The sequence below is a fragment of the Nostoc sp. ChiVER01 genome (assembly GCF_034531155.1).
Lineage (GTDB): Bacteria > Cyanobacteriota > Cyanobacteriia > Cyanobacteriales > Nostocaceae > Nostoc.
The window spans coordinates 102,143-116,456 of sequence record NZ_JAVRBS010000021.1 but is presented as its reverse complement, the minus strand read 5'-3'; the positions used below and the strand labels follow the sequence as shown (position 1 = coordinate 116,456).

The 14,314-nt window shown below is 43.0% G+C and carries 9 protein-coding genes; 4 read left to right on the top strand and 5 right to left on the bottom strand.

Annotation, left to right across the window (positions count from 1 at the left end):
* The first annotated feature begins 96 nt into the window (after nucleotides 1–96).
* On the top strand, nucleotides 97–381 hold the full coding sequence (locus RMY00_RS24580; RefSeq protein WP_322650049.1) for a hypothetical protein: 285 nt from the start codon (nucleotides 97–99) through the stop codon (nucleotides 379–381).
* A gap of 191 nt (nucleotides 382–572) precedes the next feature.
* Here the strand turns inward: RMY00_RS24580 and RMY00_RS24575 are convergent, their stop codons facing one another.
* The 3 genes from RMY00_RS24575 to murJ form a co-directional block, all read right to left on the bottom strand.
* Nucleotides 573–3,419 (bottom strand): DUF3769 domain-containing protein, encoded by a 2,847-nt coding sequence (locus RMY00_RS24575; RefSeq protein ID WP_322650048.1) that lies wholly within the window; start codon nucleotides 3,417–3,419, stop codon nucleotides 573–575.
* Between the two features lie 197 nt (nucleotides 3,420–3,616).
* A complete protein-coding gene (locus RMY00_RS24570) occupies nucleotides 3,617–3,733 on the bottom strand; it encodes a photosystem II reaction center protein I (protein ID WP_015114068.1) in 117 nt (38 codons plus the stop codon).
* Nucleotides 3,734–4,027: 294 nt separating this feature from the next.
* A complete protein-coding gene (gene murJ, locus RMY00_RS24565) occupies nucleotides 4,028–5,632 on the bottom strand; it encodes a murein biosynthesis integral membrane protein MurJ (protein ID WP_322650047.1) in 1,605 nt (534 codons plus the stop codon).
* A 432-nt stretch (nucleotides 5,633–6,064) separates the two neighbouring features.
* Between murJ and RMY00_RS24560 the strand changes: the two genes are divergently transcribed.
* Complete coding sequence (locus RMY00_RS24560) at nucleotides 6,065–9,082, top strand: GAF domain-containing protein (RefSeq protein WP_322650046.1); 3,018 nt, start codon at nucleotides 6,065–6,067, stop codon at nucleotides 9,080–9,082.
* Between the two features lie 33 nt (nucleotides 9,083–9,115).
* Here the strand turns inward: RMY00_RS24560 and RMY00_RS24555 are convergent, their stop codons facing one another.
* Both RMY00_RS24555 and RMY00_RS24550 read right to left on the bottom strand, forming a co-directional pair.
* Nucleotides 9,116–9,622 carry a pentapeptide repeat-containing protein gene (locus tag RMY00_RS24555; protein ID WP_322650045.1) on the bottom strand — a complete coding sequence of 169 codons (507 nt, stop codon included), beginning with the start codon at nucleotides 9,620–9,622 and terminating at the stop codon, nucleotides 9,116–9,118.
* An 85-nt stretch (nucleotides 9,623–9,707) separates the two neighbouring features.
* On the bottom strand, nucleotides 9,708–11,228 hold the full coding sequence (locus RMY00_RS24550; RefSeq protein ID WP_322650044.1) for an LCP family protein: 1,521 nt from the start codon (nucleotides 11,226–11,228) through the stop codon (nucleotides 9,708–9,710).
* Between the two features lie 115 nt (nucleotides 11,229–11,343).
* Between RMY00_RS24550 and RMY00_RS24545 the strand changes: the two genes are divergently transcribed.
* Complete coding sequence (locus RMY00_RS24545) at nucleotides 11,344–12,408, top strand: mannose-1-phosphate guanylyltransferase (RefSeq protein WP_322650043.1); 1,065 nt, start codon at nucleotides 11,344–11,346, stop codon at nucleotides 12,406–12,408.
* A 207-nt stretch (nucleotides 12,409–12,615) separates the two neighbouring features.
* The gene (locus RMY00_RS24540) at nucleotides 12,616–14,262 is read left to right on the top strand and encodes an AarF/ABC1/UbiB kinase family protein (RefSeq protein WP_322650078.1); all 1,647 of its coding nucleotides are present in this window, start codon (nucleotides 12,616–12,618) and stop codon (nucleotides 14,260–14,262) included.
* Nucleotides 14,263–14,314 lie beyond the last annotated feature (52 nt).

Here is a 14,314-nt window from a genome sequence, read left to right as displayed (position 1 = left end):
TATTGATGATTTTGATAAATAATTATATTGGCTATTATCAATAGTTTTTTTTAAAGTAAAATTACCAATTTTAAATACGTGTAAAAGATATTACTCATGGAAAAAATTAATGCCATACCAGAAATGCTAGGTGAAACAACTGATGTAGAAACTTGGCTAATTCGAGCGGGGCTAAAATTTTCAGATTTAGGTAACGATGCTGCAAGTACTGCAATCCGTAAGCAATGGCGAGAGTACCAAGCCGCAGTGCAAAGATGCTGTGCAACCCTACACCAACCACCGTCACGTATTCAACTAAGCGGCGACTATGCCAAGCTGAGAATACCTGGTGCGGCATCAACCAATTGTGCTGTAAGCTGTCGAGTCGTGCCAAATCCTTAGACTGGGCAAAAGATAGAAAACCTTAAAGAATCAAGTGTCGAGTCGGGCAACTGCTAAGGGACTTCCAACTAAAAAAATATTCTATCGTGGTGTAGGCAGGGGGGCAGGGAGCAGTTCTTGCTGGGGGAGAAAGAAAAATATGATCTGAGTAAATTGGATAATTTATTTTCTGGAAGTCCCTAACTATCTGACTAATAATCCTGTTGCACACCTCCTACCACTGGTTTAACTTCAGAAAATGGATCAGTGCCGCCACCCCAGTTAAAATCACTAATTCGGATGCTGATACCGCCTAACTCCAACACCGGATTGTAACGCAAGGTGATGCCATAGGTGCGACGGCTATATTCCACAATGTAGTCGGTGCTAGTCTCTTTACCAGTATCCAAGTTAACAGATGTTTGAAAGCCTAAGCGAAAAGGGCCGTAGATTTGTTGTGATATCCCGGCGCTCAACACTTGGTTGTCAACGGAGCGATCAAACAAAAATGGTGATAATCCGTTGTTTAAGCCTTGAGAATAAGTAATATTGAAGGCTGTGTAATCTAAAAAAGGTCGAGAAAAATGACCAATTTGCCCTAGTAAGCCAATTGTACCAGTTAGGGTGCTTTGGTTATCGCCATTGGTGTAATAACTGGTAGTGCCTGTAAGTCCAGCGATCGCTCGCAAGTAAGGAACTACAGGGTTAGCAGTGTATCGTAATCCCCCAGTGGCAGTGGGTGGTAATGGTTTTCCCTGCCACAGCAACAGCCCAGTACTAAGGGAAGCGCTGCCTTGTAAACGACCTAGTGAGATGCGATCGTTTTCTCGCACTGGTTTTAGTAAGTCTTGGCGATCGGTATTGGCATCGATATATCGAGCGCTTCCCTGATAGGTGAGGTTGATGCCACTTTTGCCTAAAGGAATTACAGGAGAGGTAATAATGCCGCCAAGACTGCTCTGGACGGTTTGAAAACCGAGGGTACCGTTGTAAAAACGCTCGCGGTAGCTATACTCCAGATTCAAAACATGGGGAAGGGAAGTCCCTAATATCTGGCGCAATCCTAACCTCGCCCGCAAATTATCTTCTACCTTGTTCAAGTCAAAACTAGTTAATTCCCCAGTCCCGTCAATGACTGCTCTTGGATTCAAAACAGAATTTATCTTTGTCTTGACAGCAAACAGTGCGCCTAAATCACCCGTGCCTTCTTGTACAGTTCTTTGTATTAACAACTGAGGCGTAATTGTCCAGCGTGTATTCTCTGTATCAATGACTGGAAAGCCACGCTCAATATACAAACCACCCCGATCTTTTCCATCATAACCAGGGGAAGCTATTGCAGGTGTAACGTCCCGCTCCCGGCGGTCAATAGTTCGCTCATTCACCGGAATTGGTAAAGAGACGCTTCGATCAAATACCAAACGCTGATTCTGTGTCCTGATGCGGTCTACCAAGGGTGATTCTCGCGTCAGAGTTACTGTATTTGCCCGTAACTCTAGTTCTGGGGGCGAAAAAGGATCGTTGGTGAGGCGAACATCCCTTGCTTGCCAGCCTTGGGGATAAAAGTCAATGTGTTCAGCTTCAAACCTGAGCCGATTCACTACACCCCCTGTTTTCGGAGGCGCGATGTTGCTAGCATTTGCCTGACCACCTATGTTTACATCAATTCCTCCAGGGCTGCTCACACCGGAAAGAGGTTGATTGGCTCTAATGCGATCGCTCGGTGGACGTCTTGGAACTCCACCAGCAGTTACACCCGTGGATGAAAAAGCAAAATCTGTTTGTGCTGAGGGTACATAAATTTCTCCTCTACCATTTAGCAGTTCTCCACTATCTTGAACAAAGTTATAAGTAAAGCGTTGTCCGCGCAGTACCTGATCGCCCCGTGTTAAAGTTACATTGCCGAACCCAGCAGCAATCAAGTTGTCTAGATTTACTTGCAGGCGATCGGCATCCACCACCGCCCCATCAAATCGCACAACTACATTACCAACAGCCGTAATAATTCGCCGTTGCTCGTCATACTCTTGCCGATCTGAAGTGACTTCTACAATTCTCGGTTTAGCTGGCGCAGTTGTATCAAATGGTTGACTTTGCGGCTGATTAATGGTGTTGCCATCTGGTGTAGGCGTTGGTGCTTGAGCTTGTTGTTGGGCTTGGGACTTGAATCCTACAGTGATGGGCGATGAGAGTTGGTTTGTCAGTTTACGAGACGTGAATTTTATAAAATTTTGTACTGATTGAGAACTCGGTGCAAGATCAGCAGCAGATTCAGAGATATTGTCTCTTCCTGAAGACTGTATTGAAGTAATATCACTTTGCTGTTTTTGCGGGGTTAACTTCTGTGCTAAGATTCCCGCTTTGGATTCGATTTTGTTGCTGTATGTAGCACTTGGAACAGTTTGGAGAGGACGCAAAGACTGGGCAAGTTGGGGTTTTTGGGAAACTTTATAGCTAAAGCTAGCATCCAAAAAGGTTTGTTTTTCTCTACTAAAGTTGAGAGTTGGCGCTCGCTCACCAAGTTTTTGAGAAGGTTCAAATTTTAAGTTTACAGAGGAAGTCTCCGCTCCAACTTTCTTTGGCAACGTAGTGGTTTCTCTTTGCGTCTCCTGCTTGCGTAACGCCGCTCTTAGCAGAAGTTCCGAGCGCTGAACGTTGACACTCGGACTTGTTTTTGTGTCTTCTTTCTTTCGGTAATTAGAGGTTTTAACCTCCTGCGTGGGATAACCAACGATCAGCGATCGCCCCAAAGGTGCAGCAGTTCCAGAACTGTTGATGGGCGAAATTTCTGGTGAATGGGGTACAGAGGGAGTTTCGGCAACTACCAAGTGATTTTGAGTTGAGTTGATCGGAGTTGGCAATGGGGGATCGCTCTTGGTTTTACCCGCAATTGCTAACTGAGCCAAATCCTTGGGCTGTTTGGATTTGTCTATCTTTTCGTGTATTCCAGTATCTACACCTGAAAGAAAATTTGTATGACTAGCAGATGAGGCGGGATTTACAGCTTGTAAAGATTCGAGGATAAAAGGCGGATCAGGCGGCAGAACTGGATGAAGCATATTTGAGCATAATCGGGCTAACAAACAGCCAAATGACGGAGGGAAGGATTAAATATACATTTTGCCTTCCGACTGTCGCCTTCTGCTACCGGTAGCAAGCCACTTTGAGGAGGAAACTTACTAGGCGAAAGTTTAGTAAGTTTCCGTGGGGTTTAGTATCTTCCGCCTTCTAAAGTCGCGGATGATTTATCGCCCTTTTACTCTAAGTCCCGACGGCCGGGGTTACGAGCTGGATCGTTTGACAAAAATCCGAAGACGAAGATAGTGACGAAGAAGGCAACAACAATATAAACAGCGATTTTTAAAGTCAGCATAGAAATATCTCCAAGGGGTAAGACAAAGAAAGCTTTTCTTTCAGGATCTGCCATGCAGAAAAGATAGCTACTTTATATTACCCAAATCTCGTCCCTTTTGAGAGGACTCTGGGGACTTGGGACTGGCGACTTGGAGATTAGGGACTAGCACTGCCTACCCTAAGTTTATTAATAATGGTGCAAAATGTCATTTGTCTGACTTTTAGATGCCCTTAAGAAATAGCTCAGAGACTGGTTATTCTTGTAACGTTTATTGTGACGTTAACTAACGGCAAAAGTTTCTTCAGATAACAGTTATTTTTTCAAAAAGCGCTGACGTAGACGAGATATAAAACTATTCACCTCTGGTATTTTCATTGATGAAGCGATCGCAGCAAACACTGCAATCCCCACGAAGCCTGATATACACAACTGCAACACCAAAATCAGTAAACCCGTTTTACCCAGCAATTGTTGAGAAGCAACCAAAGTCCCATAGCTTGCTATCCCAGCTACCAAACTACCCGCAGTCAAACCCAAAATCGGCAAACTCCATTCACGCCAAGGTAAACCATTGAGCTTGCGATCAAGCAACCATAACAGCATTAACATTGAGCTACAATTTACACCCACCGTTGCTAACACCAAACCGGGAGCGCCAAAAGGTTTAACGAAAAACCAATCTAATATGATGTTGAGCAAAATGTTAAAAATACTGATGCGAAAAGGTGTCTGTCCATCACCTAAAGCGTAGAACACCCGCACCAAAACATCACGTCCCAAATAGGCAAACATCCCAATTCCATAAGCTACTAGCAAGGATGAAACTAGCTGTGTGGCATCTGGCTTGAAAGCACCGCGCTCATATACCACCTGTACAATAGGTACTGATAACGACACCATCAGCGCCCCTAGCGGTAGCATGGTGAAGGCAGTAAGTAGCAGTCCTTGGCGAATACGTAACTTTAAATCTGACCAATTTTCGGGGTCAGCAAGTTTGGCAAATATCGGTAACAGGGGCAGTAAAATGATATTAGAAATAATCCCTAACGGAGTCTGTACTAGTAGATTCGCATAGTTAAATCCTGCCGCCGCACCAGGAATAGGACTGGCAAAATAAAGGTCAGTGGCAACATTAATTGGCATCATTCCAGAGGAAACTGTTGCCGGAGTCATGATTTTAATGACTTCTTGAACGCCTGGGGATTTAAAATCAAACCGCAGGCGTAATGTGCCTAGTCCTAACCGCCATTGGACAATTAGCTGCACTAACCACTGGAGAACTGCACCTGCCAAGGTTCCCCAAGCTAAAACCATTCCACCGATTAAAGCGTACTCCGGCTTAATAATGTCTTTGCCCAGTTGCATAGCCAAGATACCAAGACCGGCAACAACGGTAATACTGGATAATAAGGGACTAATGGAGAGTAACCAATATTGATTGGCTGTATTGAGAGTGCCAAAGCCAATGCCAATTAATCCGGCAAATAAAGCCATTGGTGCCATAATGCGGAGTTGTTGAATTGCGATCGCTCTAGTTGTCGCTTCCAAACCATGACCGACTAAATCAACGATCGCATCTGCAAATAAAACTTGAGCAATTGTCACTACTAATAGCGATCCAGCTACCAGAGTTGTTACGGTTTCCACTAGGGGAGCCGCTTCTTCTCGCCGCCGCTTGGCTAAAACGCTGACAACTGCACTGTGTAATGGCCCATTAACACCACCGAGTAATATCAATAGAAAGCCAGGGATAATATAGGCATAACTATAGGCGGTGGCAGCAGCACCAACACCAAAAGCGGCAGCGATCGCTTGCTGCCGCACTAAACCGAAGACTTTACTAATTAAGGTGGCTGCGGCAACAATGCCAGCAATTCCAGCGAAAGAACGAGAGGGTTTTTGGTCTTGTTGTGTCACGAATATTACCCGACAACTCTTGCAGAGTGCATACTTTAAAACATTTAACCTGAAATTCCGTAATCTGTCAGGTAAATTTTGATAAATTACTTATTTTACATGGTTTCGCCCTACAGCCCTTTGGGCATCCTACGGTGGATATTGGCACGATCGCTCAAAGGACTTCCAAATAAAATCACAGAGTGAGCAGGGGGATCAGTTCTTTTTTGATTTCTTCCGGCAACACTCACTTAGTCATATCCTTTATTGTGTACAAACCAAAATTATTTTTTAACCCATTATGAGGATAGAGAAAGAAAGGGGAACTATAACAATAACCATCTTCTGAGAAATTATTGAACACTGCAAAAATTTGCAGTTTGTCATATTTTTGGCACCTTTTAACTTCATGAAGTTGGTATGAGGAATCATTAAACGACATAATCCAGAGCAATGGAACCCAATTCAAATTTCACGGACAATCAACTTCTTTTGTCAAACGCTCAACTTCAAGAACAACTAGACCAACAAAAGGCTCTGGCGAGTGTAATTGTCCGAATTCGGGAGTCTCTTGACTTAGAAACAATTTTTCAAACTACCGTTACACAAATGCGTCAGTTGCTAAATGCTGATCGTGTGGCAGTCTTCCAGTTTGACCAAGAAAAAAACTGGGAGGGAGAATTTGTTTCTGAGGATGTTGCACTTGACTGGAACTCAGCACTGGCAATAAAAGTTTACGACCACTGCTTTGGAGAACAATTTGCTTCGAGTTATCAACAAGGTAGAGTGCAAGCAGTAGCAGATATTTACAAGGCGGGACTGAGTGATTGTCATATAGCATTTTTGAGTAAATTTCAGGTAAAGGCCAACCTCGTTGTCCCTCTATTGCGCCAAAAGGAATTGTGGGGATTGCTTTGCATTCATCAGTGCAGTAAGGCTCGTGACTGGAAAGAATCAGAAATTGAGTTTATTCGTCAAATTGCTGACCATCTTACCGTTGCGATTCAACAAGCGAAGCACCTCAATGAAGTCCAATTGCAAGCCGCAGAATTGGCTCAAGCGGCTCAACGCGACCAAGTAATTGCTCGGATTGTCGATGAAATTCGCTCACCCCTTGATATTGAAACTATATTTAAAACAACAACTCAAGAAATACGCCACCTGCTGCAAGCTGATCGAGTTGCAATTTTTAGCTTTAATGACGATTGGAGTGGTAACTTCGTTGCTGAATCGTTGGCAGAAGGCTGGACTCCTTTAGTTGGTGTTGAGCCTGCGATCGCTGATACTTATTTACAACAGACGCAAGGTGGACGTTACGCTCACAACCAGACATTTACAGCCAATGATATTTACCAAGCCGGATTAACAAACTGTCATGTAACCCTATTGGAGCAATTTCAGGCAAAAGCCTTTGCAACTGCTCCGATTCTCCAAGGAGACAAACTTTGGGGAGTCATTGCTGCTTACCAAAATTCTTCACCCAGACAGTGGCAATCTTATGAAGTCGGATCACTGAGCAAAATCGGCACACAAATTGGTGTAGCAGTGCGACATCATAAGTTGCTGGCATACGCTCAGTACCAAGCAGAGCAACAAAAGACATTAACTAGTGTGATTACTCGAATTCGGGAGTCTTTAGATTTAGATACAATCTTCCAAACTACTGTCACCGAGGCACGGAAAATGCTGCAAGCAGACAGAGTTGCAGTCTTTCGTTTTGATCCTCAAAAAGATTGGGAAGGAGAATTTATTTCTGAGGATGTTGTAGCTGAGTGTAACTCGGTAATCGCAGAAAAAGTTTATGATTATTGCTTCGGTGAAAACTTTGCCCACCTTTATGCACAGGGTCGAGTAAATGCGATCGCTGACATTTATCAAGGAAAGTTTCCCGGTTGCTACGTTCAAATCTTAGAAAAATTTCAAGTGCGAGCAAATATGATCGCACCTCTATTGAAAAAAGGTGAACTTTGGGGATTGCTGTGTATTCATCAATGCACCGCTCCTCGTCAATGGCAACCCTCTGAAATTGAATTTGCTAGTCAAATAGCCGAGCAATTGGGAGTGGCATTAAAACAAGATTCTTATTTAAAGCAAGTTCAAATGCAGGTTGTCCAGTTAGCAGAAGCTACTGAAAGGGAGAAAGCAATGGAACGGCAAGAATTGCTGGCTGCAACTATTGATAAAATCCGTCAGTCACTTGATATTAAAACTATTTTTAGAACCACTACTCACGCTGTGCGAGAGTTGCTCGAAGTCGAGCGAGTTGCAATCTACCGTTTCAACTCAGATTGGAGCGGTAAATTTGTAGCAGATTCTTTTAAAGATGGTTGGAAACCTGTTTTACAAGCTCAACCAATGATTATAGAAACTTTTGAGGACACAGACGATGATAACGAACTTCCGCGTAACGAAACCTTTGTCCCAATTCGGGAAGGTGAAAAATTATGGGGATTATTAGTTGCTTATCAAAATTCGCAACCGCGTTATTGGAAAGAGGAAGAAATTAATTTACTGGCTCAAGTAGGAGTGCAACTGGGAATTGCGATTCAGCAGGCAGAATTACTCGAACAAACTAAACGTCAAACTTTAGAACTTACTCAAGCTCTGCAAGAATTAAAACAAACTCAGACCCGGTTAATTCAGGGTGAAAAAATGGCAGGATTAGGACAACTACTTGCTGGAGTCGCTCATGAAATCAATAATCCTGTGAGTTTTATTTTCGGTAATCTTATCCATTTAAATGAATATACTCAAGAATTGCTAAAGGTAGTAAAACTTTACCGTCAAAATTCCTCCCTTTTGCCAACTTTTCAACAGCAAATTGACAAGACTGATTTGGATTTTCTTATCGAAGATTTACCTAAAACCCTTGAGTCTATGAAAGTAGGCACAGAGCGAATTTGTGAGATTGTTTTATCACTGCGTAACTTTTCTCGTACAGATGAGGCTGAATTGAAGCCAGTAGACATTCATGAAGGATTGGATAGTACTTTGCTAATCTTAGGGCATCGGCTCAAAAACAATAATGAACGCCCAGCTATTGAAATTGTGAAAGAATATGCTACTTTACGTTTGCTCGAATGCTATCCAGCACAATTAAATCAAGTGTTTATGAATCTTCTAAGTAACAGTATTGATGCATTAGAGGAAAAGTTTAAAACTATACAGCAAAGGTATTTGAATTTATCTCAAAGGTGTCCAAAAATACCCTTAACTATCTGGATTAGTACGCAAACCGTTAATAACCAGATTGTAATTAGAATAGCTGATAATGGTCTGGGAATTCCAGAAGAGGTGCGATCGCATATGTTTGATCCCTTCTTCACTACCAAAGCACCAGGTAAAGGTACGGGGTTAGGATTATCTATCAGCCATCAAATAATAGTTGAAAAACATCATGGTCAGATTAAATGTTCTTCTAAACCAGGAGAAGGAACAGAGTTTTTAATTGAAATTCCCACGGATAATTGATATCTCTATTTCTATGCTCAACGTTGAGATTTTTTACTTACACCCCAAACTATCTCGCGTTGACATACCCGTAACCGGGTTTACCCCATCGGCCCTTTCACACATTAGCGACACTTGATAACGGTCAATTAAAGCGTCGGTAAAATCAGCGCCTGTAATTTCGGCATCAAAAAAACGGCTGCGGGTCAAAGTTGCTTCCGTAAAAATGGCATTTTTCAGGTTAGCACTATCCATAGTGACGCGATCAACTAAAGCGCCGGTCAGATTCGCACCCTCCAAATTTGCCTTTAACAAAACTCCTTTAGTGAGAATTGCATTAGTTAAATTCGCTCCTTGAAAATTCGTCCCCCGCATTTCTGCTGCTACAAATGTCACACCTGCTAAATCAGCATGAGAAAAATCACGATTTTCTAAATTTATATTGTTGTAATTGATTGTATTTATCTGAGCAAAAGCCGGTTTGGGATTAAGTATTACCCACCCAAATGCCAGTATTAAAATTACAATCAAACCCAAAAAGCGCAGTAAAATCTTTTTCATAACTTTATTTTTTATCACCAGTCTTTTGTCATTAGCCGCTTGTCATTTAACCAATGACTCATGACTAATGACTAATGACTCTTGACTATTTCCAATCTTTACCAATCCGAATAGTGAGATCAGATTCTAAATCACCAATCGCCGCTACCTCAATTTGACCCAAGCCTAAGACTTTTTGCAAATCAACTCCAACTCGTCGGTTGCCTTTTTGGACAACGATCTGAGTTTGACGTTGGGTATCTGGCCAATCAGGCACTTTGTAAATATTAGTAAAGCCTTTCTGTTTCAGATAAGCAATAACTTTTTCAGTTAGCTGAGGTTGATTGGAAGCATTTTGAATAGCAATTTTGAGGTTAGGAACCTGGCGCATATCTGGTTTTAGACCAGGTACATTTACCCCAACATAATCATTCAACAGGCTCTGTTGTCCAGTCATATTTAGCCAATAGCTATCAGGGTCTTTGCTAAAACGGCTAAACGTACCAGGCAACACGGTCATTTGGAAATTATCTCGATCCAAGTTGAGGCCGAAATTCACCAACGCCATCATTTCTTCCATCTTCAGGTTGGTATCAAAGTATTTTCGCATCAAGCGAGTTAATTGAGGCAACCTGGGTAAGACGGTAGGACTATTTAAGCGTTGCAGCAATGCTGCTGTTAGTGCTTGCTGACGCTGCACTCTCGGTAAATCTCCCAAACCTGGTTCGCGGAATCGGACAAACTGTTCTGCTTGTTCGCCGTTGAGGGTTTGCCAGCCACTAACTAAATTAATCGACAGCCGACTGCTAGAGTCTTTATATTCCATTGACTTGGGAACAAATACCTCTACTCCGCCTAACTGATCGACTAATTGCCGTAAGCCACTAGTAGAAATACGGATATAGCGATCAATTGGGGCATTGTTTAAGGTACGGCTAACTACCCGTGCAGCCAAGACTGGGCCGCCTTTGGCATTAGCATCAGATACCTTAGTTAAACCCTTTTCTCCCTTTTCTGGGATGGCGATCATCGTATCTTTGGGAATGGAAAGCACCCGTACAGATTTTTCACTAGGATTGAGCCTTACTAGCAGCATGGTGTCGCTTTTCCCAGCAAAGCTTTCTGGTGAACCGTCAACAGTACCGCTAACTGGTTCAATCCCCATAATTAAAATATTCATGGGTCGTGAAAGGCTGTACTGGGAAAGTTTGCTCCATAACTCCCCTGGTAATGGAATTTTTATCTCGTCTTTAGCAGTAGTTCCTAAATCTTCATCTGTTCGATCTAGATTGCTCCACAACGGAGTCCACAGCGCTAAGGTTGATACCAGTAAACCAGATAAGATGATGCCGATGACAACCGTCATGATCCACAACAGCCATCGAGGCATGGTTAAGCCCAGTCTCTCATAAAGCTGATTGGGAATTGCCCCCACTGATTCGACAACGCTACGGTTAGGATTCGCTGGCGGGTTTAGTTCGACATTCTCCTCCTTTAAATCCTCTACTTGTGCTGGTGTTACTTGATTTTCTGTTCGTTGAAGTTGCTGCGATCGCACGTCAGTTTGAAATTCTGCAACTTGCTGAGATGTCAACGGATTTTCTGACCATTCGACTTGTTTTATCACAATTATCTCCCCACTCAACCACTCCCTAAAAGTATGTTAATCCAAGCTACAAATATTGCCAGTGGAAAAGCTCACTGTAAACTTGTAATGTTCTTCGGTAGGCGTGTATGACAACATGAATACTTTATTGTTCCCCGTAATCCTTGCTGGTGGTAAAGGTGAACGTTTTTGGCCCCTGAGTCGCAAAGACCGACCCAAGCAATTTTTAAGTCTTGATGGTAGCTCTAGAAGTTTATTACAAGCAACCGCCGATCGATTGATTGAACTCGGTAACGGGTGGGATTCCTTGTGGGTAATTACTTCTAATCAGATAGCTGAAGGGGTAAGACAACAATTACCTGAACTACCATCTCAGAATTTATTGATTGAGTCGGAAGGAAGAGACACCGCCGCAGCCGTTGCTTGGACAAGTTTAGAAATCAAACAGCGCTATGGAGAAGACGCTGTGATTGGCTTTTTCCCTGCTGACCACTGGATTGCTGATCAAGAGGCGTTTGCACGCACATTAAGCGCGGCTACGCAACTAGCAGCAAGCACAGCAGCGATCGTTACACTGGGGATCAAGCCTACTTTTCCATCAACCGGTTACGGTTACATTGAACAAGGTGAAAAAATAGGTAGCTTTAATGAGTTGCCAGCTTATCACGTCAACCGTTTTACTGAAAAGCCCGACCGGGAAACGGCAGAAACTTTTTTATCTACGGGACGCTTTAGCTGGAATAGTGGAATGTTCGTTTTTCGGGCAGGGGTTGTTCTCAAGGAACTACATGCCCATGCACCAGAAATTATCGAACCTTTAGAACAACATGGCCCTGATATCTATCCCCAGTTGCCTAAGAAGAGTATAGACTATGCGCTAATGGAAAAGACAACTCTAGCATACGTTTTGCCAGTTGATTTTGGTTGGGATGATTTAGGAGATTGGAATGCGATCGAACGCTTACTGAAAACAGAAGAGACTCCCAATGTGGAACTGGCTACGCACGTAGGGCTAGATACGCAAGGGGCGATTATTTACGCCTCAAATCCAGAGGATGTAGTTGTTACAATTGGTTTAGAGGACGTGGTGATTGTGCGCGATCGCAATGTCACCCTCGTTGTTAAAAAAGAACGTACCCAGGAAATCAAGCAGATCCTTAAAATTCTCCAAAGCGATTCCCGATTTACCGACCTGCTATAAAAGTTAAAACCCTTGGTAGAGGCGAAAAAGCCTATTTTTCCATTATAACTTGACTGTCGAAAAGCAGAGCAATTTGAAATGGGGCATTGGGCATGGGGCATTGGGCATTGGTCAAGAATCAATACTTCATCTTCCCCTGCCTCCCCTGCTCCCCCTGCCTCCCCTGCTCCCCACTCACTCCCCACTCCCCACTCCCCACTCTCAAAAATGTTCCTCACCCAAACTGTTCCCCGTCAACGAGAAATTCTTGAAGTATTCCTTCGCAATGGCTGGGACTATATGCGAAGGTTACTTACTGGTGGCAAAGCTGATGAACCCCAGCTACCTACACCTGCGGTTTTAAAAAATATCCTGGTAGACTTGGGGCCAGTTTACGTCAAACTTGGCCAGCTAATGTCTACGCGTCCAGATTTACTGAACGCCTCCTACATTGAGGAACTATCAACCCTACAAGACGAAGTACCACCAGTTCCTTGGTCAGAAATAGAAATAATCCTCCGTAAAGAATTAAAACTTCCACTAGCAGAAACCTTCAGCACAGTTAACCCGATTCCAGTAGCAGCAGGATCAATTGCTCAGACACATCGAGCTACATTAATAGATGGTCGAGAAGTTGCTCTGAAAGTGCAACGTCCAGGAATTGATCTGACCATTGCCCAAGATATTGCTTTAATTCAAGGTATTGCCGATTTAGTAGCGCGGACTGAATTTGGGCAAACATACGAAATTAAATCCATCGCCGAAGAATTTACCAAAGCTCTAGAAGCCGAGTTAGATTTTACACGGGAAGCGGGTTTTACAGACCAATTGCGACGCAATTTATCTAAAAGTCGCTGGTATGATCCCACGCAAATAGTGGTTGCGGAAATTAACTGGGAATTAACTACAGCAAAATTACTGGTGATGGAATGGCTGGATGGAGTGCCGTTCCTAGCGGCGGATTTAGATAGTGACCCTAACGTTAAAGACTCTGCTGAAAAGCGTAAAGAAATAACTACTTTGTTATTTCGGGTATTTTTTCAACAACTATATATTGATGGCTTTTTTCACGCCGATCCCCATCCGGGAAACTTGTTTTATCTCAAAGATGGTCGTGTTGCCCTCTTAGACTGTGGCATGGTGGGAAGACTTGATCCCCGTACACAGCAGATATTAACAGAAATGTTGTTAGCGATCGTTGATTTAGATGCTCAAAGGTGCGCTCAATTAACTTTGCAACTCTCAGATTCTGCTCAACCAGTAATTTTGTCGCGCTTAGAAAATGATTACGATCGCATGTTGCGAAAATATCACAATGTCAGCCTAACGCAAATCAACTTCAGTCAGATAATTTATGAAGTATTACAAGTTGCCCGCAACAATAAAATTAGATTACCTAGCAATATGGGTTTGTATGCGAAAACCCTAGCGAATTTAGAGGGTGTAGCGCGGACATTTAACCCGGAGCTTAACTTTTTTGATGAAGTTAAACCATTAATTACAGACTTGTTTCGTCGGCAATTACTGGGCGATAATCCAGTGCGATCGCTATTACGGACAGCCTTAGATATTAAAAGTCTGTCTCTCCAATCTCCCCGCCAAATAGAACTATTATTAGACCGAGTTACCTCGGAAACCTTACAGTGGAATTTATCGCTGCGGGGGTTAGATGGTGTGCGGCGTACTATGGACGATGCAGCGAACCGACTATCTTTTAGTATATTAGTAGGTTCGCTGATTATGGGTGCAGCAATTATTTCCACCAGAGCGCAGACAACACAGCTATCTTTTTTAAGTACCACCCTGTTTGCAGTCGCTAGTTTATTGGGTTTGTGGTTAATTATTAGTACATTGCGATCAGGACGTTTACGGTAAAACCATTTTAGATTTTGAATTTTGGATTTTGGATTGAAGGAAAAAGCCTTCG

Bases quoted from the DNA above. Each gene is read 5' to 3' on its own strand.
- RMY00_RS24580 (WP_322650049.1), top strand. From the start codon at position 97: ATGGAAAAAATTAATGCCATACCAGAAATGCTAGGTGAAACAACTGAT.
- RMY00_RS24575 (WP_322650048.1), bottom strand. From the start codon at position 3,419: ATGCTTCATCCAGTTCTGCCGCCTGATCCGCCTTTTATCCTCGAATCT.
- RMY00_RS24570 (WP_015114068.1), bottom strand. From the start codon at position 3,733: ATGCTGACTTTAAAAATCGCTGTTTATATTGTTGTTGCCTTCTTCGTC.
- RMY00_RS24560 (WP_322650046.1), top strand. From the start codon at position 6,065: ATGGAACCCAATTCAAATTTCACGGACAATCAACTTCTTTTGTCAAAC.
- RMY00_RS24555 (WP_322650045.1), bottom strand. From the start codon at position 9,622: ATGAAAAAGATTTTACTGCGCTTTTTGGGTTTGATTGTAATTTTAATA.
- RMY00_RS24545 (WP_322650043.1), top strand. From the start codon at position 11,344: ATGAATACTTTATTGTTCCCCGTAATCCTTGCTGGTGGTAAAGGTGAA.
- RMY00_RS24540 (WP_322650078.1), top strand. From the start codon at position 12,616: ATGTTCCTCACCCAAACTGTTCCCCGTCAACGAGAAATTCTTGAAGTA.